Here is a 22,436-nt window from a genome sequence, read left to right on the forward strand (position 1 = left end):
GCCGAGGACGGGGCGGAGGCCAGGTCAGGCCGGGACATGGACACGGCTGGCAGACTGGGGCGTGTGATCGACTCCGACTCCGCCCCTGCGACCGGCCCTGGTTCCGGCTCTGACTCCAGCCCTGCGGCCGGCTCCGGCTCCGCGTCCGGCGCGGCGACCGCCCCCGCACCCGGCCCGGCGACCGGCCGCGCGACCGACCCCGCGGCCACCCCGCGCAGCGCCGCGGAGCGGGACGCCGCGCCGCAGTTCGTGCTGCCGCTGGTGGTCCGTGTGGAGAAGGCCGCGCCGCCGGCCCGTACGGAGGCGCTGGAGACCGCCGCCCGTGCCGTGCTCACGCTGCTCGACGACCCGCGGGCCACGGAGTCGGACGGGCCGTGGCACCAGGCCGTACGCGACTGGCAGGACGCCCGCATCCGCAAGGTGGTGCGGCGGGCCAGGGGCGCCGAGTGGCGGCGGGCCGCGGAACTGCCGGGCATCACGGTCACCGGCGCCGGCGGCACCGAGGTGCGGGTCTACCCGCCGGTGCCGCTGGACGGCTGGCCCAAGGAGTTGGCCAAGCTCCAGGTCTCGGGCACCGAACTGGCCGACCCGCAGGAGCCCGAGCGGCCGGCCGCGGACGCGCCGGTGCTGTGGCTGAACCCCGCGCTGGAGATGTCCGCGGGCAAGGCGATGGCCCAGGCCGGGCACGGCGCACAGCTCGCCTGGTGGGAGCTGACCGACGAGCAGCGGGCGGCCTGGCGGCAGGCGGGGTTCCCACTGGCGGTACGGGTCGCCCCGGCCGCCCGATGGTCCGCGCTGACCGGCAGCGGACTGCCGGTCGTACGGGACGCGGGGTACACGGAGATCGCGCCCGGTTCATGCACGGTCGTCGCAGACCACCCGGCCCTTCGGACACGCCCCAGATAACTGTGATACTTAGGCACGAGAACATCTGTACAGGTGCCCAGGGGGGCGAAGTTGAGCACGTCCCGGAAGAAGTCACGTAGAGCGCGTACGTCGCGCAAAGCGTCCAAACCGTCAAAAAAGGCGATATACACCTCGATAGCCTTGGTCTCGGCGTGTGCCGTGACCGCGGTGGCGATCGGCCTTTCCCGCGGCGATTCCGATGACGGTAAGCAGGACTCCACCGCTGCCACCGGCGCCCGGCCCACGCTCCCGGGCCCGCTCGGTGCGGACGGCAAGGGGGGCAAGGGAGACAAGGGGAAGGACGGCAAGCCCAAGTCGACGGAGCCGCCCTGGGACGGCAAGGTCAAGGTGCTCGGGGACGGCTCCACGTCCTACACCGGGCCGCAGCCGCACCAGCCGAAGGCGGAGAAGCTCAAGCCGGGCGAGCAGCCCCCGCAGTTCGTGGTGTTCTCCTGGGACGGTGCGCTCCAGGGGGACGACCGGCTGTTCTCCCACTTCCGCCAGGTCGCCCGGGACAGCAACGCGAAGATGACGTTCTTCCTGACCGGCATGTACCTGCTGCCGAAGTCCAAGAAGGAGTCGTACCGGCCGCCCCAGCACAAGCCGGGCAGCGCGGCGATATCCTTCGCGACCGATCCGCACATCCGGGACACGCTGGAGCAGTTGCGCGGCGCCTGGCAGGACGGCCACGAGATAGGCAGCCACTTCAACGGACACTTCTGCGGCGCCAAGGGCGGCGACGACTGGAGCGTCGAGGAGTGGAAGAGCGAGATCAAGCAGCAGTACTCGTTCGTACAGAACTGGAAGACCAACACCGGCTTCACCGACATCGACCCGCTGCCCTTCGACTACACGAAGGAGTTGGTGGGCGGCCGGGCCCCGTGCCTTGAGGGCCAGAAGACGCTCATACCGGCGATCAAGTCGTTCGGCTGGCGGTACGACGCGAGTTCGCCGGGCGACTTCCAGATATGGCCGACCAAGATGGACGGCATCTGGAACTTCCCGCTCCAACTCCTGCCGTACCCCAAGAGCGAGAAGCAGGTCCTTTCGATGGACTTCAACTTCCTCTACAACCAGTCGGGGGACACCACCGAGGGCGATCCGGCCAAGTACGAGGAATGGCTGAAGCTCACCACCGGCGGCTATCTCAACGGCTTCGAGCGGGTCTACAACGGCAGCCGCGCGCCGATGTTCATCGGCAATCACTTCGAGGACTGGAATGGCGGCATATACATGCAGGCCATTGAGAACGTGATGCGCGAGATCTGCCCGCGCAAGGGCGTGCGGTGCGTCTCCTTCAAGCAGCTCAGCGACTGGCTCGACGCGCAGGACCCGGAGGTGCTCGCCAAGTTCCGCGGCCTCGACCCGGCGCAGGCGCCCGACTGGAAGACCCTGACCAAGAAGAAGTAGCGCGGGCCCCATCGGCCCCATCGGCACCACGCAGCGGCGCGAGCGGTTCACCGCCCGCGCCGCTGTTGGTCGTTCCGGCCGCGGCGGGCGGCTCAGCCGCCGCCCCCACCGGTCAGCGCGCCGCCCGTAGGTAGTCGGTCCAGATGCGCAGCGGGTAGCCGTTGCCCGTCTTCGGCGTGGGGTCGCCGCCCATGCCGTCGAGCGGCTGGAGTTCGTGGGTCTTCGGGTCGAGCCTGCTGACGGCGACCGAGGTGACGAGCGTGTCGCGGTAGCCGACGAACCAGGCGGCGGTGTCGTCCTGCGCCGTGCCCGCCTTCCCCGCGGCACCGGCCCCCACCACGCCCGCCGCGCTCGCGGCGCCGCTGCGCACGGAGTCCTTGAGCGCCCCGTCCACCGCCTCGGCGACCTCCGGGCGCAACACCTGCTTCCCGGTCGGCATGCTCAGGTCGACGGCGTCGCCGTTGCGGGTCAGCCGGGTCACCGAGTACGGCTCGGTGTGCTGGCCGCGGGCGGCGAAGGTGCCGTACGCGCTGGCCATCCGGATCGCGCTCGGCTTGGCGGTGCCCAGCGAGAGCGCCGGCACCTGCTCGCCGAAGCTGCTGGGCAGCATCCCCGTCGCCACGGCGGTGCTGCGCACCCGGTCGAGCCCGACGTCCATGCCGAGTTGCATGATCGGCGTGTTCACCGAGTTGACCACCGCCTGGTGCAGGCTGATCTTGCCCCAGGACTTCTCGCCGTCGTTGCGGGCCCGCACGATCTTGCCGCTGCGGTCCCAGTACGGGCCCTCAGGGGTGCGCACGGCCACCTTGTCGTCGCCGTCGTACACGGTGGCCGGGGTGACGGTGCTGCGGGCCGCGCCGCGCTCCTTGAGCACGCCCTGTTGCAGCCCGGCCGCGTAGACGAAGGGGGCGAAGGAGGTGCCGGCCGGCACGTTGGAGGCGTTGGCGTCGTTGAAGCCCTGTTTGACGTAGTCGGGACCGCCGTACAGGGCCACGATCCGGCCGTCGGTGGCCACCGTCGCGGCGCCGATGCGCAGTTGCTTGTCGGCCTCCCGCTGATCCGGCTTGAGGCCGCCGCGAACCTTCTTGACCGCCGCGGCCAACGCCTCCACCTTGGGCTTCTCGAACGTGGTGCGGATCTGGTAGCCGCCCAGGTCGAAGTCGGCGGGTTCGATGTCGGTGTGCGCGGCGACGTAGGCGCGGGCGGTCTCCACCAGGTAGCCGGTCTGCCCGTCGAGCCCGGCCGGCTGCGGCTGCTTGCGCGGCTCGGGGAACTCGGTGATGGCCTTCCGCTCGTCGCGCGAGAGCTTGCCGATCTCGACCATCCGGTCCAGCACCCAGTTCCAGCGCTCCACGGCCCGCCGCCGATTGGCGTCACTGATGTGCGGGTCGTACATGCCGGCGCCCTTGAGCAAGGTGGCGAGGAAGGCGCCCTCGCTCACCGTCAGTTCGGAAACGTCCTTGCGGTAGTACGCGTACGAAGCGCGCTGAATTCCATAGGTGCCGCGCCCGAACCAACTGGTGTTGAGGTATCCCTCTAGAATCTCGTCCTTGCTCAGCTTGTTGTCCAATTTGATGGCGATGAACATCTCGGTGATTTTCCGCGAGAGGTCCTGCCGCTGATTCAGATAGGCGTTCTTCACATACTGCTGGGTAATGGTGGAGCCGCCCTGGGTTTCACCGCCGGTCACCATGCGGGTCACCGCGCGGAACATGCCGGTCGGCGAGACGCCGCTGTCGGAGTAGAACGAGGCGTTCTCGGCCGCGAGCACCGCCCAGCGCACGTCTTCCGGCACCCGGTCGAGCGCGGTGGCCTGCCGGTTGATCTGGCCGGTGCGGCCCATTTCGGTGCCGTCCGCCCAGTAGTAGACGTTGTCCTGCTGGGTCGCGAAGTCATTGAGGTCTTCGGGGATCTCGGTCTGCGAGTACGCGTATCCGACGACGCCGGACAGCGTTCCGAAGACGAAGAGGAAGAGGCCGAGCGAGAGTCGCCAGGAGGGTATCCAGCGGCGCACGCCGCGCTTGCCCGCGCGCGGATAGTCCACCCAGGGGCGGCGCAGCCAACGCGCGCGCTGCGGCCGGCTCTTGCGCCTACGGCCCGTACCACCTGCGGGGGTGCGCCCCTTGGCGGTCTCGTCGGTGGAGCGGCCTGCGGTCGCCGCGCCCGTGCCGTCCGCGGCCTCACCGTCCGCGGCGGCGTGGGACGCCCGCGGTGCGGAGGGCGGTGGGGTGCCCGGCGGGGGCGGAACGCGCGGGCCGCCGCGGGAGGCGGAGCCGGGCGTGACGATGCCGAAGGAGATGGTGTGGTCGTCGGGGAGCCTGCTGGCGCCGCCGGTGGCGGTGGGCTGGTCCCCCGCGTTTTCCGCGCCGCCCGTCTCCCCGTTGCGCCGCGCTTTGGCCGCAGCGAACAGCTTTCCGATCCGCACGTCTCTCCCACGTCCCGCGTGCGACACGGTGAACACGGCGCGCTGCCGCATCCACTGCGCCCCCATAACCGTCCGACCCTATGGCGCCTTGTGAACAGCTTTCGCAAGAGAACCGCACAAGTTCGTAGCAGTGCTGACATTAGCGGACTCGTGCAAGAGCAATCTACGTATCCGGGTCTGCGTGCCTATCATCACTCAACCTTCTGCCAAGGCGCTGGAAAATCGGAACCACCACCGGCGGGGGCGGCTCCGTAGGCGCCCGGTTCCGGATCGGTTCGGAGCCGGGCGCGCCCGCCCCTGCCGGGCGCCCGGGGAACCCCGCCCTCCGGCCCCGGACGGCCGGGAGGGCAACCTCAAAAGAAGCTCTGAACCAAACGCGAGTGCGGTTCGTCCCCGCTTGTGGGGGCGAAGACTTCTCGCACGCGGACCGTCGCGCATTTCAGGGGGGCGCCATGGAACGGCTAGGCATCGGCATCGGCTGGCGACCGGAGATCGCCGCCGACATCGCGCAGTTGCCGGGCATCGACTGGGTGGAAGTGGTGGCGGAGAACATCTGCCCCGACCATCTGCCCGATGCCCTGCGCACGCTGCTGGACGGCGGCACGACCGTCGTCCCGCACGGCGTCTCGCTGGGGCTCGGCGACGCCACCCGCCCGGACCCGCAGCGGCTGGCCGCGCTCGCCGAGCGGGCCGAGGCGCTGGCGGCCCCGCTGGTCACCGAACACATCGCGTTCGTACGCGGCGGGGGGCCGCTGACCGCTTCGCCCGGCATCGAGGCCGGGCACCTGCTGCCGGTGCCGCGCACCCGGGACGCGCTGGACGTGCTGTGCGCCAACGTCCGCATCGCGCAGGACGCGCTGCCGGTCCCGCTGGCGCTGGAGAACATCGCGGCGCTGTTCCGCTGGCCGGACGAGGAGCTGACCGAGGGGCAGTTCCTGACCGAGCTCGTGGAGCGGACCGGGGTCCATCTGCTGATCGACGTGGCCAACCTGCACACCAACCACGTCAACCGGGGCGAGGACCCGGCCGCCACGCTGGACGCGCTGCCCGTCGATGCGCTGGCGTACGTCCACGTGGCCGGCGGCGTCGAGCGCGACGGCATCTGGCACGACAGCCACGCGCACCCGGTGACCGAGCCGGTCCTCGACGTCCTCGCCGAACTGTGCGCCCGGGTGGCGCCGCCCGGCGTCCTGCTGGAGCGCGACGAGGCGTTCCCCGCCGCGGCGGAACTCGCGGGCGAGCTCGATGCGATCCGGTCCGTACTGACGGGGACGACCGGGCGGCGCCCCGCCGTGGGCGGAGCTGCCGGACCAGGCGGGGCCGCGGCCGAGCGTGCCGGGGTGACGGCCGAGCCGGCGGCTGAGGTGGCTGAGGTGGAGGCCCGCCGGCCGGGTGGCCCTGGCGGGTACACAACGCCGGGCGCCCCTGGCGGGCCCGGGTCGCCGGGTGGCCCCGGCGGGTGCGTGCCGTCGGGTGGCTCGCTGCCGCACGCCGCCGGTTCGGCGGCCGGGCCGCGTCCGCCCGGTGGCGGGACACGGCAGCGGCACCCGGTGTCACTGGCCCGCAGGGCGCGCGGCCCGGCACGCGTCGGCCATCCGCACCCGCCCGCAGTAGCGGCCGTCGCCGCGCCGGGCGCCGCGCACCCTGCCGCCGCCCCGGCCCTGGCCACCGCGGCGGCCGTGGCGGGCATCGCAGGTATCGCGGGCATCGCGGACGACAGGGCAGCCAGGCCGGGCGGGGCTTCCGCGACCGGCAGCACCGGCGACACCGGCGACACCGGCGACACCATCGAAGCAGCCGGCGCTTCCAAGACAGCCGAAGCCGACGAGACCACCTCGGCAGGCCCGGCTTCCGAGGCCGGCCCGGCCCGCCCCGCATCGCCCGCGGGCGCGCGCGAGGTGGCCGACCCGGTGCGGCAACAGGTGGCGCTCGCACAGACCGCCCTGCTCTCGGCGCTGGTCGCCGGCACGCCGGTGCCCGAGGGGTTCGACCGGGCCCGCATCCGGGTGCAGGGGCGGGCGTTGCTCGCCAAGCGCTGCGACGTGATCGCCAGGGTGGCCCCCGAACTCCCGCAGTTGCTCGGCGCCGACTACCGGCCGGCGTTCTGGGCGTACGCCCGCAGCCGCCCGCTGAGTGCCGGCTACCGGCGGGACGCGCTGGCCTTCGTCGAACACCTGCTGGCCGCCGACGAGCACCGGGACCCGGCGCTGCGCCGCAGCCTCACCGCCTGGTGGCAGGAGCGCGCCGAACCGGCGCCGCCCACCGGGCACCCCGCGGCGCGGCTGTGGCGCGCCGCCCGACTGCGCTGGGGGCGGGCATGATCCTCACGAGCCTCACCGTGGCGGCCTACGTGGCCGTCGCCTCGGCCGTGGCGTACCTGGTGCAGGGCGTCGTACGGGCCCGCCGTGCGCGGCCGACGCCGGTGGGCGAGCCGGACGCCGACGACCTGTGGGAGGCGGCGTTCCTGGCGGGCGGGCCCGGCCGGGTCGCCGACCTCGTCCTGTGCTCCATGCACACCGACAAGCGGATCAAGCTCATCGAGCCGGGTGTGGTCACCGTGAAGCGGGTGAAGCCGCGGCATCCGGTGGAGGGCGAGGTCGTCGCGGCCCACGCCCGCTCCCCGTACGGCAGCCTCGGTTGGCTGCGCGGCGAGGTGATGCGCAGCCCCACCGTCCAGCAGATCGGCGACGCGCTCGCGGTGCGCGGCCTGATGGTGCGGCCCGGGGCGGGTGACCACTGGCGCCTGCGGTGCCGGGTCGTCAAGTACGCGTGCCTGGCGCTCGCGGTGATCGCCATGGTGTCCACCTTCGGTTCGGACTCCCCGTGGACCTTGTTGGCGGCGCTGCTGCCGCCGCTGTTCCTCGGGGCGCTGGCCGCCCTCGGCTGTCAGCGGGCGCTCGGCCGCCGGGTGACGCGTGCCGGGCGCACGGCCCTGACCGCGTACGCCCGGTCGCGCGGCGTCGCCGGCAACACCTCGGCGACGTCCAAGTCCCGCATCGCGGTCCGCGGCACGGCGGTGATGGAGGAGAAGGTGCGCACGCTGCTGCGGGAGGCCGCGCGCCGCAGCCTGACCGGGCAGCCCGCGGCCGGGGCAGCGGCGGCGGGCACGGCGGCGGCCGGGGCCGCGGTGGTCGCCTGGTGCGGCACGGCGCTCGAAGCGTCGGTGCGGACCTCCGCCGGTGGCAAGAGCGGTGGCTGGTCCGGCAGCAGCGGCGGCGGCAACGGCACCGGCGGCTGCGCCACTCCGGGGGGCTGCGGCCTCTCCTCCTGCGGGGTCAGCTCGGGTAGCGGCGGGGGCTGCGGTGGTGGGAGCGCCTGCGGCGGCGCTTGTGGTGGTGGCGGAGGCGGAGGCGGAGGGGGCGGCGGTTGTGGCGGCGGAGGAGGCTGCGGTGGTGGCGGGGGTGGCTGCGGCGGCGGGGGTGGCGGCTGAGACCACGCGGGACACACGCAGCCGCACGGGACCACACGCGGCCGGCCGGGGCCGGCTCCCCCGCCGGGAGGAAACCGTCGGTGACCGCCCGCACACCGACCGTCCGTATCGTGAACACATCGTGGCGGAGCGGGAATTGGCCGAGTAAGAATCGGCCATGCTGTGGGTTCTCTTCCTCGTGGTCGCCTGGGTCGCGGCGATCGTCACCTGCGCCAGGCTGTGCCAGGCGGCCGTCGCCGCCGCGCGGGGCGCCGACGCCCCCGCCGCCACCGATGCCGGCCGGGCCCTGACGCTGTACGAGACGGCGTTCCTGTCCGGCGGCCCGTACCGGGTGAGCGAACTCGCCCTGGTCGCCATGCACCGCGAGCGGCGACTGCTGCTCGCGCACACCGGCTGGGTGACGGTGGTCGACCCGGTGGGCCGGGACGAGTTGGAGCGTTCGCTGATCCGCGCAGTCGGCTCGGCCGGGCAGGCGCCCGTGTCGCCGGTGCGCTCAGCGCTCGCGGCGGCCGATGCCGTACGGGCCCTGGCCGACCGGCTGGTGGCCGCGGGGCTGGCGGTGCCGGACGCGGCCAGGAACGGCGTGGCGTCCGCCGTCTCGCTGGTGCGCGGCGCCTGTGTGCTGGTGCTGGTGGCGGCGTTCGCCGCGCTGGCGATCGTGCCGCCGACGACCGGGGCGGGGCCGGTCGCCGCCTGGTTCGCGCTGCCCCTCGTGCTGACCACGGGTTGTCTGGTCATCGCGCGCGTGGAGGTCCACCCGTACACGCGGTGGGCCTCGCCGGCCGGGCAGCAGCGGCTCGGCGAGATATCCGTACCGCCGCGCGAGGACCGGCTGCCCGAGCCGGGCCCCGCCAGGACCGCCCCCGCGGAGCCCGCCGCGGGCGCGGGCCCGGCCGGCGTCACCGGCCGGGCATCGGACGACGCGGACGCCCGGGCCGCCAGGGCCGCGCTCACCGTGCTGGCCATCCACGGCGCGGCCGGACTCGCTGACCCCGCGCTACGGGCCGCGCTGCGCGGTGGCAGGCACCGCGGCCACCACTGAGCGCGCAGTCGCTTGCGCCACGGCCGGTGTGCGCGGCCCGCGGCCGACGCCGCCCGCCCGCTCCACGGTGGGCGGCACCCCGTGCCGCCGGCTGCCCGTACCCACGCCGCGCAGCCAGCGAACGTGGTTCAGGCCAGCCCCGCCACCAGTTCCGCGACCGGCTTGCGGCGGCCGGTGAAGAACGGCACCTCCTCGCGGACGTGCAGGCGTGCCTCGGAGGCCCGCAGGTGGCGCATCAGGTCCACGATGCGGTGCAGGTCGTCCGCCTCGAAGGCGAGCAGCCACTCGTAGTCGCCGAGCGAGAACGCCGGCACCGTGTTGGCCCGTACGTCCGGGAAGCCGCGCGCCATCTTGCCGTGGTCCGCCAGCATCCGGCGCCGGTCCTCGTCGGGCAGCAGGTACCAGTCGTAGGACCGTACGAAGGGGTAGACGCTGACCCACGCGCGGGGCTCCTCGTCGGCGAGGAAGGCGGGGATGTGCGACTTGTTGAACTCGGCGGGGCGGTGCAGCGCCATGTTCGACCACACCGGTTCGAGCGCGCGCCCCAGCCGGGTGCGGCGGAAGCGGTTGTACGCGTCCTGGAGCGCCTCCGCCGTCTCGGCGTGCCACCAGATCATCAGGTCCGCGTCGGCGCGCAGCCCCGACACGTCGTAGCTGCCGCGCACCGTCACGTCCTTGGCGGCGAGCTGCGCGAACAGCTCCTCCACCTCGTCCGCGTAGCCGCTGCGGTCATCGGGCAGCACGTCGCGCAGTTTGAACACCGACCACAGCGTGTAGCGGATGACCTCGTTGAGGTCCTTGGCCCGCTTGCCCGCGTTCGGCGTCTTGTCTGGAGCAGCAGTCATCGTTCCTCTTCTCACTCTTCACCTTGCCTCCGGCGGTCGCCGCCCGCCGCCGGGCGCGGTGCCGGGGCGGTCGGGTGCCGGGAGTCTTCACGACATCGGGGGCTGGGGCGCTCAGCCGGCGGGCGCCGTCGCAGTCGCCGCCCCAGCCACCGTCGCCGTCGCGAGTAGCGCGTCCGCCGCGGCGTGCGCGCTGGCCACGCACGCCGGGATGCCCACCCCGTCGTAGACCGCGCCGCACACCGCGAGCCCGGGCACCCCGGCGACGTGCTCGCGGATGCGCGCGACCCGGGCCAGGTGGCCGACCGGGTACTGCGGCAGCCCGCCGTCCCAGCGCTCGACGCGGCTGGCCACCGGGCGGGCCCGCAGCCCGGCGACGGTCCCGAGGTCGGTCAGCGAGGCGGCGACCAGTTCGGCGTCGGTGCGCTCCAGGTCGGCCTCGTCGCCGTACCGGCCGACGGAGGTACGGAGCACGAACAGCTCCGGGTCGGCGTCCCCGACCCAGCCCCACTTGTTGCTGGAGAACGTGGACGCCTTGATGGTCAGGCCGTCGACGGACGGCACCAGAAAGCCGCGGCTGGCGGGCAGTTCGCTCACCTCGCTGCGCCGGAACGCCATGGTCACCAGGGCCATCGACGCGTACTCGACGGTGGCGAGCTCGGTGGCAGCGGCCGGCGCTTCGGCGGCCAGCAGCCGGGCGGCAGCGGCGGCAGGCAGCGCGAGCACGACCGCGTCGGCGGTGAGCGCGGCCCCGTCACCGGTGACCACGCGCCAGCCGGCGCCGGTCCTGGTGAGCTCGCGCACCGGGGTGTGCAGGCGCACCTGCCCGCCGGCGGCCCGCAGCGCGTCGGCCACCGCCAGCGGCAGCCGGCCGACGCCGCCTTCGATGCCCATGAAGACCGGGCCCGCCGCGGTGCCGGCGGACGCCGCCCGCCGCAGCAGGGCCGCCACTCCCCCGGTGAGCGGCCCGCCGGCGCGCGCCACCTCGTACAACTGGGGCACGGCGGCACGCATCGAGATGCGGTACGCGTCGCCGGCGTAGACGCCGCCGAGGAGCGGTTCCACCAGCCGGTCGACGACCTCGCGGCCGAGCCTGGCGGCGACGTACGCGCCGATGCCGATGTCCTCGCCGACCTCCACCGGGGGCAGTTCGGCGTCCTCGCGCGCGCGGGCGACGCCGGCGTCGGTGAGCACCCCGGAAGCGGCCAGCGTGGTCAGGTCGCCGGGGACGCCCATCACCTGGCCGGCCGGCATCGGGTGCAGGGCGCCCCGGGTGTACAGGCCGGCGGCCGACGCGGCGGGGGGGCACAGCCGGTCCGCGAGCCCCACGGCGCGCGCCAGGTCCACCGCCTCGGGGCGGCGGGCGAGCATCGACTCGGCCCCGAGGTCCACCGGGACGCCGGCGATCTCGCCCGCGTACAGCTTGCCGCCGAGCCTGCCCGTCGCCTCCAGGAGCGTGACCTGTGCGCCGCCGTGCTGGAGCCGGTGGGCTGCGGTCAGTCCGGAGATCCCGCCGCCGATGACGACCACCCGGCGGGCCGGAACGTGCGATTCGCTCATACCCCCACTCTCTCACCGCGCCGGGTCCGTCCCGCCCCGCCCCCACCCCGGGCGGCGCCCCCGTCGGCGGACGGGTGTGCGGGCCCCATTGACACTGCGTGCCATGGTGCGGAGACTCGGCGCGGGGCGCACGATGCGCAGAGCTGCTCCCACCGGCCGAACGGACGATCGGTCGGCCGGCTGGCTGCTGCCCGCCGACGGGCCGGCCCGGCAACGGCGCCACCGGCTTCCGACCTGCCTCACCACGCGTGGCACCCGGCCGCACCGCCGCCTGCCCGTTGCCGCTCCCGCCCCGCCCCGTACCAGCCTTGGCACCACCGTCATCCACCGGCACACCTTCAGACGAGGGACCACCACCGCATGAATGACCGCCTTCGCGATGTGTACATCGTCGACGCAGTTCGCACGCCGATCGGCAAGTACGGCGGCGGGCTGTCCGGCGTGAGGCCGGACGACCTCGCCGCGCACGTACTCGGCTCGCTCGTGGAGCGCTCGCCGCAGCTCGATCCGGCCCGGATCGACGACGTGTACTTCGGCAACGCCAACGGTGCGGGCGAGGAGAACCGCAACGTGGCCCGGATGGCGGTGCTGCTGGCCGGGCTGCCGGTCACGGTGCCGGGCGCGACCGTCAACCGGCTGTGCGCCTCCGGGCTTGAGGCCGTCGTGCAGGCGGCGCGGGCCATCGCCGTCGGCGACGCGCAGACGGTCATCGCCGGCGGCGTCGAGTCCATGAGCCGCGCCCCGTACGTGCTGCCCAAGCCGGACCGGGCTTTCCCGCCGGGCAACCAGACGCTGCTGAACACCACGCTCGGCTGGCGGATGACCAATCCGCAGATGGCGCCGGAGTGGACGGTTTCGCTGGGCGAGGGCGCGGAACTCATCGCCGACCAGTACGAGATCAGCCGCCAGGCGCAGGACGCGTTCGCGCTGGCCAGCCACGACAAGGCGGCCCGGGCGTGGAAGGACGGCGCGTACGAGGCGGAGGTGGTGGCCTGCCCGGCCGCCGCCCTCGACCGGGACGAGACGATCCGGGAGAACACCTCGCTGGACGCGCTGGCCCGGCTGCGGCCCGCGTTCCGCCCGCAGGGGACGGTGACCGCGGGCAACTCCTCGCCGCTGAGCGACGGGGCGGCGGCGCTGCTGCTGTGCGGCGCCGAGGGGTTGGCGGCGACCGGGCGCGAACCGCTGGCCCGCATCAGGGCGACGGCGGTCACCGGCATCGAGCCGCAGCACTTCGGCCTCGGTCCGATCCAGGCGGTGCGGCAGGTCCTGGAGCGCAGCGGGCTCGGCTTCGGCGACCTGACCACGTTCGAACTGAACGAGGCGTTCGCGGCCCAGGCGCTGGGCTGCCTCGCGGAGTGGCCCGAGCTCGACCCGGCGATCGTCAACCCGCGCGGCGGCGCCATCGCCATCGGCCACCCGCTCGGCTGCTCCGGCGCCCGCCTCGCCGGCTCGGTCGCCCACCAACTCGCCGCGGCGGGCTCGGGCGTGGGCCTCGCGGCGCTGTGCATCGGGGTGGGGCAGGGGCAGGCGCTGGTGCTGGAACGCTGAACGGCGCCGCGCGCCCGGCCCCGTCCCCCGCCGCCTCGCGCGGCAGCCCCGTCCCCGCCGCTGCGGCCCCGTTCTCCGCCGCCTCGCGCGTACGCGTGCGCGCGAGGCGGCCGGGCCGGGCGGCCCCCGCCGCGACACCGGCCGGCCCCGCCGCCCCGCCTGCCGGTTCGTTCACCCCACCCCGCGCCCGGCGCCCCGTTCGGCCCGCGCTAGGGTCCGCGCGCCGGGCTGCAGGGGTCCGACCACGCTAAGGGGCGGGGCAGATGAACACAGCTTTACGGGAGCACCACCACAGACCCAACCGGACGGCGCTCGTCGCCGTCAGTGCCGTGCTGTGCTGCACGGTGGCCGGCTGCGGCTCCTCGTCGAACGCGGCCGACGAGCCCCGGCGGTCCACGCCGAGCGCGCGTACGAGCTCGACGCCGGCCCAGCTCTCCCCGGCGGAGGCGGTGCGCACGGCCACCCGCCGCCTCCAGCAGGCCACCTCGATCCGCGTCACGCTCAATGTCACAGCGCCCGGCAAGAAGGAGCTGTTCACCAGCGCCGACATGGCCTTCAAGCCGTTCAGCATGAGCCGGGAGGACGTCGACCTCGCAGGCGCCGATGAGACAACGGGCTCCGCCGACTCGCGCTCCAAGCGCGTCGTCGACCGCGTGGTCTACACCCAGGTCGACGGGAACGCCCCCTGGGTCAAGCAGGGGCGTTCGGGGCCGCTGGAGGGCGGCTGGGACCAGTTGGCCGACCGGATGCTGGAGAACCCGATGGGCCCGTCGACGCCGCCCGCGAAGATCGACGGCCTGCGCAAGACGGGCACCGAGTCCCTGCGCAACGCCGAGACCACCCGCTACCGGGGCACCGTGACCGTGGCCGCCCTGCGCGCCGAACTCGCCGCCGTCAAGGACCGGACCCAGCGTGCGGACCGTACGCGGCGCATCGCGAAGTACGAGGCGCTGGGCATCAAGCAGTTCACGCTGGAGCTGTGGATCGACACCGACGGCCTGCTCCGCCAGTACGTCATGCGGGGCACCTCGCCCGCCGGTCCCTTCGCGATGGGGCTGGCCTACGACGGCATCGACTCGGGCTTCAGCATCGACCCGCCCGCGCCCGACCAGATCACCGACCCGGCTGCGGACAGCGGCGGTTCGGGCGCCTGAGGCCACGCCGCGGCCCGCTGCGCGCAGCACCAAGCCGTCACCCCGGGCCGCGGCAACACCCCACCCCACCAGGGAACTTCACCCCACCCCCCACCCAACCGTCCGCTATCCGTGCGCTACAGTCCGCGAGCCGCACACAAAGCGCGCCATAACCAACAGGGGTGGGACATATGACGAACGCCTTACGCACACACCAACAAAGACCCAACCACCGCCACAGACACCGCATCGGCGCCCTCCTCGGCACCATCGTCCTGTGCGGCACAGCAGCCGGCTGCGGCTCGTCGTCGAACGCCGCCGAAGACGACCTGCGACGGGTGGGGGCGCGGCCCAGCGGGACATCGCAGGGCGCGCGGAGCGGGGAGCCGAGTGCGAAGCCACGCGCCACGCCCGGCTCCGCACCCGCCACCGGGACGAGTTCGCCCCGGACGGATGAGATGGCGAAGCTGCGCGAGGCCATGAAGAAGAACGGGAAGAAGTACGGGTCCTTCCGCATGACGGGGACCGCGCGGCAACCCGGGGAGCCGCTCACGATCAACGAGCTCGTGATAACCGACAAGCCGAAGGCCGTGGCCCGTCGGACCTACGTACCGAGCCTGGGCGGCGAGCCGCAGATGGAATTTCGACTCGTCGACGGTTGGATGTACTACAAGGGCGATGCGGAGAGCAGCGAGGGGCTGGGCGACACCCCCTGGATCAAGGGGTCCAAGCGGGCACCAGAGCTGCTGGACGGCGCGTTCGACGGGGCGGCGAAGGACTCCGCCCCCGACACATCAGCGGTAGACGGCCTCCGCAAGATCGGCAAAGAGGTCATCGAAGGCGTGCGCACCACCCACTACCGCGGCACCACGCCCGTGGACCGGATGAGCGCCGCACTACGCGATTCGGCGAAGAACCGGGACAAACGGTTGCAGAACGCTGCCACCATGAGCGAATTCAAGAAATGGGGCATCAAGCGCTTCACGGTCGACATCTGGGTCGACGACGCGCGCCTTCAGACCAAGCGGTACCGGATGCGCAGCAACACCCCCAAGGGACTGGTGGAGCGGACCCTGACGTTCCAGGCCCTCCCCAAGGGCTTCGTCCTCAAGCCGCCGCCCGCCGACCAGGTCGTGGACGAGTCCGACCTGGTCTGGGAAGACGAGTAGGGCAAAAGGACAGGGGTGGGGGCCACTGCCGCCACCCAGGCCCGGCCCACTGCACCGGGTCGGGCACGGCCCTACCACCACGACCACTGCCTTCGGCCCGCCCCCCGGCCGCCACGTACCGTGAAGCCGCACGTTCGGCGAACGATGGAGGAGCACGCGGCATGGCAACTCGGCGGCTGGTGGTCATCGGTGGTGACGCGGCGGGCATGTCCGCCGCGTCGCAGGCGCGGCGGTTCAAGAAGCCCGACGAGTTGGAGATCGTCGCCTTCGAGCGGGGGCACTTCAGCTCGTACTCGGCCTGCGGCATCCCGTACTGGGTGGGTGGCAGCGTCGCGGGGCCCGACGCGCTGATCGCGCGGACGCCCAAGGAGCACCGGGAGCGCGGCATCGACCTGCGGATGCGGACCGAGGTCACCGAGATCGACCTCGACCGGCAGCGGGTGCGCACCCGCGATCTTGCGGCACCCGGTGCCACCGAGGCGTGGACGGGCTTCGACGACCTGGTCATCGCGACCGGCGCGCGGCCGGTCAGGCCGCCGCTGCCCGGCATCGACGCGCCGGGCGTGTACGGGGTGCAGAACCTGGACGACGGGCAGGCGCTGCTGGACGCGCTGCGCACCGCGGAGGGCGGCGAGGCGCCGCGCGCGGTGGTCGTCGGGGCCGGCTACATCGGCGTGGAGATGGCCGAGGCGCTGGTGCAGCGCGGCTACCGGGTCACCGTGGTGGACCGCGGCGAGCAGCCGATGTCCACGCTCGACCCGGACATGGGGCGCCTGGTGCACGAGGCGATGTGCGGCCTCGGCATCGAGACGGTGCGCGGCGCGCAGGTCACCGAGATCCGTACCGACGCCGACGGGCGGGCCCGCGCGGTGGTCACCGAGGACGCCGAGTACCCGGCCGACGTGATCGTGCTCGGCCTCGGCGTGCGCCCCGAGACGACGCTGGCCCGGCAGGCCGGGCTGCCGCTCGGGGAGTCTGGCGGGCTGCTGACCGACCTGGCGATGCGGGTGCGCGGGCAGCAGAACGTGTGGGCCGGCGGCGACTGCGTGGAGGTGCTCGACCTGGTCTCCGGGCGCACCCGGCACATCGCGCTCGGCACCCACGCCAACAAGCACGGCCAGGTCATCGGCGCGGGCGTCGGCGGCGGCTACGCCACCTTCCCCGGCGTGGTCGGCACCGCCGTGAGCAAGGTGTGCGACCTGGAGATCGCCCGTACGGGGCTGCTGGAGCGGCAGGCGCGGGCGGTGGGGCTCCAGTTCGTCACGGTCACCATCGAGTCGACCAGCCGGGCCGGCTACTACCCGGGCGCCCGGCCGATGCACGTGAAGATGCTGGCCGAGCGGCGTACGGGCCGGCTGCTCGGGGTGCAGATCGTCGGCCGCGAGGGCGCGGCCAAGCGCGTGGACATCGCGGCCGTGGCGCTGACCGCGGGCATGACGGTGGAGCAGATGACGGCCCTGGACCTCGGGTACGCCCCGCCGTTCTCGCCGGTCTGGGACCCGGTCCTGGTCGCGGCCCGCAAGGCGGCTGCCGCGGTGGCCAAGGACACGGCCGCGGGCGGGCGCTGAGGAACGGCCCGACCGCGCGGCCCGGCCGCCCGTACGGCCCGGCTCTCGACGGCGCAGTACGCGTACGGGCCCGGCCCCCGCCATCGCGGTGGGCCGGGCCCGTACCCGTCACGCCCGGGGCTCCTGCCCCTGCGCCTAGCGCTGCGTCTGCTCGTGCACGTACGCGACCAGGCGGGTCAACGCGTCCGGGTCGGTGTCCGGGAGCACGCCGTGGCCCAGGTTGAACACGTGGCCCTCCAGGTCGCGGGCGGCGGACAGGACCTCGTCGGTCGCCGCCTCGACCGCGCGGCGCGGAGCGAAGAGCAGGGCGGGGTCCAGGTTGCCCTGGAGCGCCTTGCCGGGGCCGATGCGCCGGCCGGCCTCGTCCAGCGGGACCCGCCAGTCCACGCCCACCACGTCCGCGCCGGCCTCGCCGAGCAGCGGCAGCAGTTCGCCGGTGCCGACGCCGAAGTGGATGCGCGGCACGCCGTACTCGGCGACCGCCTCGAAGACCTTGGTCGATGCGGGCATGACCGAGCTGCGGTAGTCGGCCGGGGCCAGCGCGCCCACCCACGAGTCGAAGAGCTGCACGGCGCTCGCGCCGGCCTCGATCTGCACCTTGAGGAAGGCGGCCGTGATGTCGGCGAGCCGGTCGAGCAGGTCGGCCCACAGCTCCGGGTCGCCGTACATGAGCGCCTTGGTGTGCTCGTGGTTGCGGGACGGGCCGCCCTCCACGAGATAGCTGGCGAGCGTGAACGGCGCGCCCGCGAAGCCGATCAGCGGGGTCGCGCCGAGCTCCCCGACGAGCATCCCCATGGCCTCAGTGACGTACTTCACATCGTCGGGCGTGAGTGGCCGAAGTTGTTCGAGATCCGCCCGCGAACGGATGGGGTGCTCGACGACCGGGCCGACGCCGGGCTTGATGTCGAGGTCCACTCCGATGGCCTTGAGCGGCACCACGATGTCGCTGAAGTAGATCGCCGCGTCCACGTTGTGCCGCCGCACCGGCTGCAACGTGATCTCCGTGACCAGGTCGGGCCGCATGCAAGACTCCAGCATGGCGGTGCCTTCGCGGACCTTGCGGTACTCGGGCAGCGAGCGGCCCGCCTGCCGCATGAACCACACCGGAGTGTGCGGAACGGGCTCCCTCCGGCACGCCCGCAGGAACGCGGAGTCGTGGGCAGCGGTGCGGTCGGTCTGCTGCTGGCTCGTCGGCCGGGAGTTGGCGCTCATGTCCCAAATCTTCGCACGGGCCGAACGAGTGACCCGCCCATGCGGGTGTTCCTACCCGACCCAGCTCCGATCTCCGCCTAGTCTTCCCCGCATGGCTGCGGCTCACGGACACCTCGCTGACGGTGCGGACGGCGCGGACGGGGAGGGCACCCCGCTCGTGTTCCGGCATGCGGTCGCCGGGCTGCGCGACGCGCGGCTGCGGCCCGAGCTGGAGATCGATCCGACGCCACCGCCACGGCGCCTGGCGCCGTTCTCGTACGCGTTGGAGGCGGCGGTGGTCGTCGACGACGAGGAGCTGGCCGAGGGCCGGCTGATCCTGCTGCACGATCCGGCCGGGCACGACGCCTGGCACGGCACGTTCCGCATGGTCACCCTCGTCCACGCGGAGCTGGAGCCGGAGATGGCGGCCGACCCGCTGTTGCCCGAGGTGTGTTGGTCGTGGCTGACCGGGGCGCTGTCGGCGCGCGGCGTCGCGTACTCCGAACCCAGCGGCACCGTGACCCGCGCCGGGTCGCACTTCTTCGGCGGCCTCGCCGACCGCGAACCCTCCACCCGGATCGAGATCCGCGCCTCGTGGACCCCTGCGGACCCGGGCGAACCCGACCGGCGGGGCGTCCTCGCCCCGGTGCCCGACACCGCCGCCCACCTCTCCGCCTGGGGCGACCTGCTCTGCCAGATCGCGGGCCTGCCGCCGCTGGGCAGCGGCGACCCCAGCGTGGTCACCCTCCCGCAGCGCCGCGGCCCGCTCTCCCGCTGACCCCGGCGGCGGCTGCGGCGGCCCCGCCGCCGACCGACCCGCCATCCGCCCGCGGGATCGCCCCGCGCCCGGGTCGGTCTACGGGCCTGCCGGCCCCGGCGCGGTGGCTCCGGTGGTCGTGGCTGCTGCGGCCCGCGCATCGCGTGGGCGGGGGCCCGGGCCCGGGCAGCGCTCCCGTACGGCTTTCGCACGGCCCTCGGGCAGCCCTCGCACGGGGGCGGACAGCCCCACCCGGCACGGCGCGGCGAGCCGCCGTCGCCACCGCCGCGCCCCACCGGCCACCGCGCGACGTACGCGGCGTACGCACCGGGCGGGGGGCGCGCGGCCTCCCCCGTACGACCCGGCCCACGCCAGCCGCCCCGGCCGCCGGCCGTCGTCCGCCGCAGCGCACCCGTCGGGCGGCTGCGGCGTTCCCACGGCCCGGGCCACCGCCGCGGCCCGGTGGACCGCACTCCGCAGGGCACGCCGATGCCGCCGCGCCCGTCCTCGTGCCGCCCGGTTCCGCCACGCCCGACTCGCTGCCGCCGAGTTCGACATTTAGGGATCTAGTCCATTTTTCTTCTCAATTGTTACCAAACATTCCACGATCGCTCTCTAAAGCCCCGCACCTGAGCTGCCGAAGGATCACATGACCCTTCCCGCACGGAACGCCCCGCTTATCCCCCCGAGCTCGGCGTCCGCTTCGCCACTCCCTCCAGGAGGCCTGGTGTCTGTTCTTCTTGAGCAACCTTCGAGCCTGGTCGCCTACCGCCCGAACAAGCCGACGGCCATGGTCGTCGTGGCCGACCCCCGAGTCCGTTCCACCGTGACCCGCCACCTGTGGGCGCTCGGGGTACGGGACGTCATCGAGGCGTCGTCCATCGCGGAGGCCCGCCCCCGAGTCGGAAACCCGCGCGACATCTGCGTCGCCGACGTCCACCTCCCCGATGGTTCGGGGCTCACCCTGCTCTCCGAAACCCGTGCCGCGGGCTGGCCCAACGGCCTGGCCCTGTCGGCCGCCGACGACATCGGGGCCGTCCGCAACGCCCTCGCCGGAGGCGTCAAGGGGTACGTGGTCACCGGCACCCGTACCAACCTCGGCCTTCCCGGTCGGCCCGGCGCCGCCCCGGTCGGCGCGACCGCGGCCCGGCTGCACCGCCGGCCGCCCGGCGCCCCCGGCCACCCCGGCGGCTACCGGGAACTGTCGGGACGCGAGGTGGAGGTGCTGCGGCTGGTGGCGGAGGGCCAGTCCAACAAGGCCATCGGCGTCTCGATGGGCCTGTCCGCGCTGACCGTCAAGAGCCACCTGGCGCGGATCGCCCGCAAGCTGGGCACCGGCGACCGGGCCGGCATGGTCGCCGTCGCCCTCCGTACCGGCATCATCCACTGACCCCGAGCCCCACTCCCCTCCCCCGCGCCCACCGCCCCAGCCACCGGGGCGCTCCCCGCACGAGCCCCGCGCCCGTCGACGGCAACGTCCCGCCGGCGGGCGCGTGTCATGCCCGTCCGGCCCGACCCCGGGACCACGACGGCCGGCCGCGCGGGGCGCCCGGCCCACGCCCAGCCCGTACCCGATCCGTACGCGGTCAGCAGACAAGCGGCACACGAGCAGTACACGAGCCGTGCACCAGCGGTGTACCAGAAGTGCACCAGACGCATACAAGCGGTACACCAGGCTTCTGGGCGGGGCGCCCGCAGTGGGGCGGCCGGGGGCGCGGGCGGTCGTCCCACGCCTTCGCGCTGGTCGGGGGCGGTGAGCATGGATGCCGGAAATAGCCCCTTGGTGTGGGCTTGGGAACTACTGAGCGTGGTGGTCGCAGGTGATCGCCCAGGGTGTGGAATCAGGGCAGGTCATCGATCGGTGCGAGCTATACCCTTGATGGGTGACCGACGCCCAAGAAGCCGCAGCTAAGACGACACTGCGAACCACCGGGGGCGGCCCCCCGGACAGCCCATCGGCAGCGGTCCCCTTGTTGGAGCCGCGCGAGGGCATCCCCGAGGTCACCGCCGACTCCACCGCACTCGCCGAGGTCATCGCGGCCTTCGCGGCCGGTTCGGGGCCGGTGGCCGTGGACGCCGAGCGCGCCTCCGGCTACCGCTACGGACAGCGCGCGTACCTGGTCCAGTTGCGCCGCGCCGGGGCGGGGACCGCCCTCGTCGACCCGGTCGGCTGCCCCGACCTCTCCGAACTCGGCGCCGCCATCGCGGACGCCGAATGGGTGCTGCACGCCGCCACCCAGGACCTGCCGTGCCTGCGGGACATAGGCATGGTCCCGGAGCGGCTCTTCGACACCGAGCTCGCGGGCCGACTGGCCGGGTTCGCCCGGGTGGGGCTCGGCGCGATGGTCGAGAACGTGCTCGGCTACGCCCTGGAGAAGGGGCACTCGGCGGTCGACTGGTCGACCCGGCCGCTCCCCGAACCCTGGCTGCGGTACGCCGCGCTCGACGTGGAGCTCCTGGTGGACCTGCGCGACGCGCTGGAGGCCGAGCTCGCGGAGCAGGGCAAGTTGGAGTGGGCCCGGCAGGAGTTCGCCGCCATTGCGGCGGCGCCGCCGGCCGCCCCCCGCAAGGACCCCTGGCGGCGCACCTCAGGCATGCACAAGGTGCGCAAGCGCCGGCAGATGGCCGTGGTGCGGGAGTTGTGGGAGGCCAGGGACCGGGTGGCGCAGCGGCGCGACATCTCCCCCGGCAAGGTGCTCGGCGACGGCGCGATCGTGGAGGCCGCGCTGGCGCTGCCGACCACGCCCCGCGCGCTGGCCGCACTGCCGGGGTTCGGGCAGCGGATGAGCCGCCGCCAGTTGGAGCAGTGGCACGCGGCCGTCGAGCGGGCGCGCGCGCTGCCCGAGACGGAGCTGCCGCAGCCGGGCCAGCCGCTGAACGGCCCCCCGCCGCCCCGCGCCTGGGCCGACAAGGACCCGGCCGCCGCCGCCCGGCTCGCCGCCGCCCGCTCCGCGGTGAGCGCCATCGCCGAGCGGCTGAACCTGCCGCAGGAGAACCTCATCACCCCCGACACGGTGCGCCGGCTGTGCTGGGAGCCGCCGGCGAACGCCACGCCGGAGAGCGTCGCCTCGGTGCTCGGCGGGTACGGGGCCAGGCCCTGGCAGATCGAGCTGGTCACGCCGGCCCTCACCAAGGCGCTGCTCGCGACGGCTGCCTGAGTGACGCGCGGATAGGCACCCTCGACGCGTTCGGGTGCGCTCGGCGTGCACGGGCGCCCGCGACCGGTCCGCTCGACCGACCTCCCCCGCCGGTCCGCCCGGCGGTCGCGGCACGCGCTGCCCGGCCCGACCCCGCGGCGCTCGCGGAAGGCTCCGGACGGCCCGGGGCGGACGGCCCCGCGGCGCTGCCGGGACGCGCCGGAAAGGCCGCCGGGGTGATCCGGGAATGATCCCGGTGTGATCTACGCCGCTTAGCCCGCAGGGGGTGGGCAGCTTGGTTACTCGTAAGTAGCA

General features: G+C 73.9%; 15 protein-coding genes and 1 pseudogene. 12 read left to right on the forward strand and 4 right to left on the reverse strand.

Annotated elements, in window-relative coordinates; all coding sequences use genetic code 11:
- Window positions 1-63 precede the first annotated feature (63 nt).
- Window positions 64-906 (forward strand): peptidyl-tRNA hydrolase, encoded by an 843-nt coding sequence (locus tag ACMA1D_RS07020; protein WP_414723005.1) that lies wholly within the window; start codon window positions 64-66, stop codon window positions 904-906.
- Window positions 907-1,029: 123 nt separating this feature from the next.
- Window positions 1,030-2,316, forward strand: a complete 1,287-nt coding sequence (locus ACMA1D_RS07025) for a hypothetical protein (RefSeq protein WP_414723085.1) — start codon at window positions 1,030-1,032, stop codon at window positions 2,314-2,316.
- Window positions 2,317-2,428: 112 nt separating this feature from the next.
- Here the strand turns inward: ACMA1D_RS07025 and ACMA1D_RS07030 are convergent, their stop codons facing one another.
- Window positions 2,429-4,741, reverse strand: a complete 2,313-nt coding sequence (locus ACMA1D_RS07030; protein WP_414723006.1) for a transglycosylase domain-containing protein — start codon at window positions 4,739-4,741, stop codon at window positions 2,429-2,431.
- 452 nt (window positions 4,742-5,193) lie between these two features.
- On the opposite strand from ACMA1D_RS07030, the pseudogene ACMA1D_RS07035 reads away from it, so the two are divergent.
- From ACMA1D_RS07035 to ACMA1D_RS07045, 3 genes and pseudogenes are all read left to right on the forward strand, one after another.
- Window positions 5,194-6,102 (forward strand): annotated as a pseudogene (locus ACMA1D_RS07035) (DUF692 domain-containing protein); the annotation flags it as partial.
- A gap of 956 nt (window positions 6,103-7,058) precedes the next feature.
- A complete protein-coding gene (locus ACMA1D_RS07040; protein ID WP_414723007.1) occupies window positions 7,059-8,171 on the forward strand; it encodes a TIGR04222 domain-containing membrane protein in 1,113 nt (370 codons plus the stop codon).
- A 157-nt stretch (window positions 8,172-8,328) separates the two neighbouring features.
- Window positions 8,329-9,213, forward strand: a complete 885-nt coding sequence (locus tag ACMA1D_RS07045; protein ID WP_414723008.1) for a TIGR04222 domain-containing membrane protein — start codon at window positions 8,329-8,331, stop codon at window positions 9,211-9,213.
- Window positions 9,214-9,341: 128 nt separating this feature from the next.
- Here ACMA1D_RS07045 and hemQ read toward each other — a convergent pair whose 3' ends face one another.
- Together hemQ and hemG are read right to left on the reverse strand one after the other, a co-directional pair.
- Complete coding sequence (hemQ, locus tag ACMA1D_RS07050) at window positions 9,342-10,058, reverse strand: hydrogen peroxide-dependent heme synthase (RefSeq protein ID WP_414723009.1); 717 nt, start codon at window positions 10,056-10,058, stop codon at window positions 9,342-9,344.
- A gap of 111 nt (window positions 10,059-10,169) precedes the next feature.
- The gene (gene hemG / locus ACMA1D_RS07055; protein WP_414723010.1) at window positions 10,170-11,615 is read right to left on the reverse strand and encodes a protoporphyrinogen oxidase; all 1,446 of its coding nucleotides are present in this window, start codon (window positions 11,613-11,615) and stop codon (window positions 10,170-10,172) included.
- A gap of 360 nt (window positions 11,616-11,975) precedes the next feature.
- On the opposite strand from hemG, the gene ACMA1D_RS07060 reads away from it, so the two are divergent.
- The 4 genes from ACMA1D_RS07060 to ACMA1D_RS07075 all read left to right on the forward strand — a co-directional run bounded on the left by ACMA1D_RS07060 (window position 11,976) and on the right by ACMA1D_RS07075 (window position 17,036).
- Complete coding sequence (locus ACMA1D_RS07060; RefSeq protein ID WP_414723011.1) at window positions 11,976-13,166, forward strand: thiolase family protein; 1,191 nt, start codon at window positions 11,976-11,978, stop codon at window positions 13,164-13,166.
- 263 nt (window positions 13,167-13,429) lie between these two features.
- Window positions 13,430-14,320, forward strand: a complete 891-nt coding sequence (locus tag ACMA1D_RS07065) for a hypothetical protein (protein WP_414723012.1) — start codon at window positions 13,430-13,432, stop codon at window positions 14,318-14,320.
- Between the two features lie 437 nt (window positions 14,321-14,757).
- On the forward strand, window positions 14,758-15,468 hold the full coding sequence (locus ACMA1D_RS07070) for a hypothetical protein (protein ID WP_414723013.1): 711 nt from the start codon (window positions 14,758-14,760) through the stop codon (window positions 15,466-15,468).
- Between the two features lie 161 nt (window positions 15,469-15,629).
- The gene (locus tag ACMA1D_RS07075; RefSeq protein WP_414723014.1) at window positions 15,630-17,036 is read left to right on the forward strand and encodes an FAD-dependent oxidoreductase; all 1,407 of its coding nucleotides are present in this window, start codon (window positions 15,630-15,632) and stop codon (window positions 17,034-17,036) included.
- Window positions 17,037-17,171: 135 nt separating this feature from the next.
- Here the strand turns inward: ACMA1D_RS07075 and hemE are convergent, their stop codons facing one another.
- Window positions 17,172-18,248, reverse strand: coding sequence for a uroporphyrinogen decarboxylase (gene hemE, locus ACMA1D_RS07080; RefSeq protein ID WP_414723015.1), 1,077 nt, complete (start codon window positions 18,246-18,248; stop codon window positions 17,172-17,174).
- 91 nt (window positions 18,249-18,339) lie between these two features.
- Between hemE and ACMA1D_RS07085 the strand changes: the two genes are divergently transcribed.
- The 3 genes from ACMA1D_RS07085 (at window position 18,340) to ACMA1D_RS07095 (ending at window position 22,142) form a co-directional block, all read left to right on the forward strand.
- Window positions 18,340-19,005: a DUF3000 domain-containing protein gene (locus ACMA1D_RS07085; protein WP_414723016.1), complete on the forward strand. Its 666-nt coding sequence runs from the start codon at window positions 18,340-18,342 to the stop codon at window positions 19,003-19,005.
- A gap of 706 nt (window positions 19,006-19,711) precedes the next feature.
- Window positions 19,712-20,374: a response regulator transcription factor gene (locus ACMA1D_RS07090; protein ID WP_349994522.1), complete on the forward strand. Its 663-nt coding sequence runs from the start codon at window positions 19,712-19,714 to the stop codon at window positions 20,372-20,374.
- A gap of 493 nt (window positions 20,375-20,867) precedes the next feature.
- Window positions 20,868-22,142, forward strand: a complete 1,275-nt coding sequence (locus tag ACMA1D_RS07095; RefSeq protein WP_414723017.1) for a ribonuclease D — start codon at window positions 20,868-20,870, stop codon at window positions 22,140-22,142.
- Window positions 22,143-22,436: the final 294 nt, after the last annotated feature.

This window comes from Streptomyces sp. 796.1 (assembly GCF_047525675.1).
GTDB lineage: Bacteria > Actinomycetota > Actinomycetes > Streptomycetales > Streptomycetaceae > Streptomyces.

Coding starts and splice junctions, on each gene's coding strand:
- ACMA1D_RS07040 (WP_414723007.1), top strand. CDS start 7,059: ATGATCCTCACGAGCCTCACCGTGGCGGCCTACGTGGCCGTCGCCTCG.
- ACMA1D_RS07045 (WP_414723008.1), top strand. CDS start 8,329: ATGCTGTGGGTTCTCTTCCTCGTGGTCGCCTGGGTCGCGGCGATCGTC.
- hemQ (WP_414723009.1), bottom strand. CDS start 10,058: ATGACTGCTGCTCCAGACAAGACGCCGAACGCGGGCAAGCGGGCCAAG.
- hemG (WP_414723010.1), bottom strand. CDS start 11,615: ATGAGCGAATCGCACGTTCCGGCCCGCCGGGTGGTCGTCATCGGCGGC.
- ACMA1D_RS07060 (WP_414723011.1), top strand. CDS start 11,976: ATGAATGACCGCCTTCGCGATGTGTACATCGTCGACGCAGTTCGCACG.
- ACMA1D_RS07065 (WP_414723012.1), top strand. CDS start 13,430: ATGAACACAGCTTTACGGGAGCACCACCACAGACCCAACCGGACGGCG.
- ACMA1D_RS07070 (WP_414723013.1), top strand. CDS start 14,758: ATGGCGAAGCTGCGCGAGGCCATGAAGAAGAACGGGAAGAAGTACGGG.
- ACMA1D_RS07075 (WP_414723014.1), top strand. CDS start 15,630: ATGGCAACTCGGCGGCTGGTGGTCATCGGTGGTGACGCGGCGGGCATG.
- hemE (WP_414723015.1), bottom strand. CDS start 18,248: ATGAGCGCCAACTCCCGGCCGACGAGCCAGCAGCAGACCGACCGCACC.
- ACMA1D_RS07085 (WP_414723016.1), top strand. CDS start 18,340: ATGGCTGCGGCTCACGGACACCTCGCTGACGGTGCGGACGGCGCGGAC.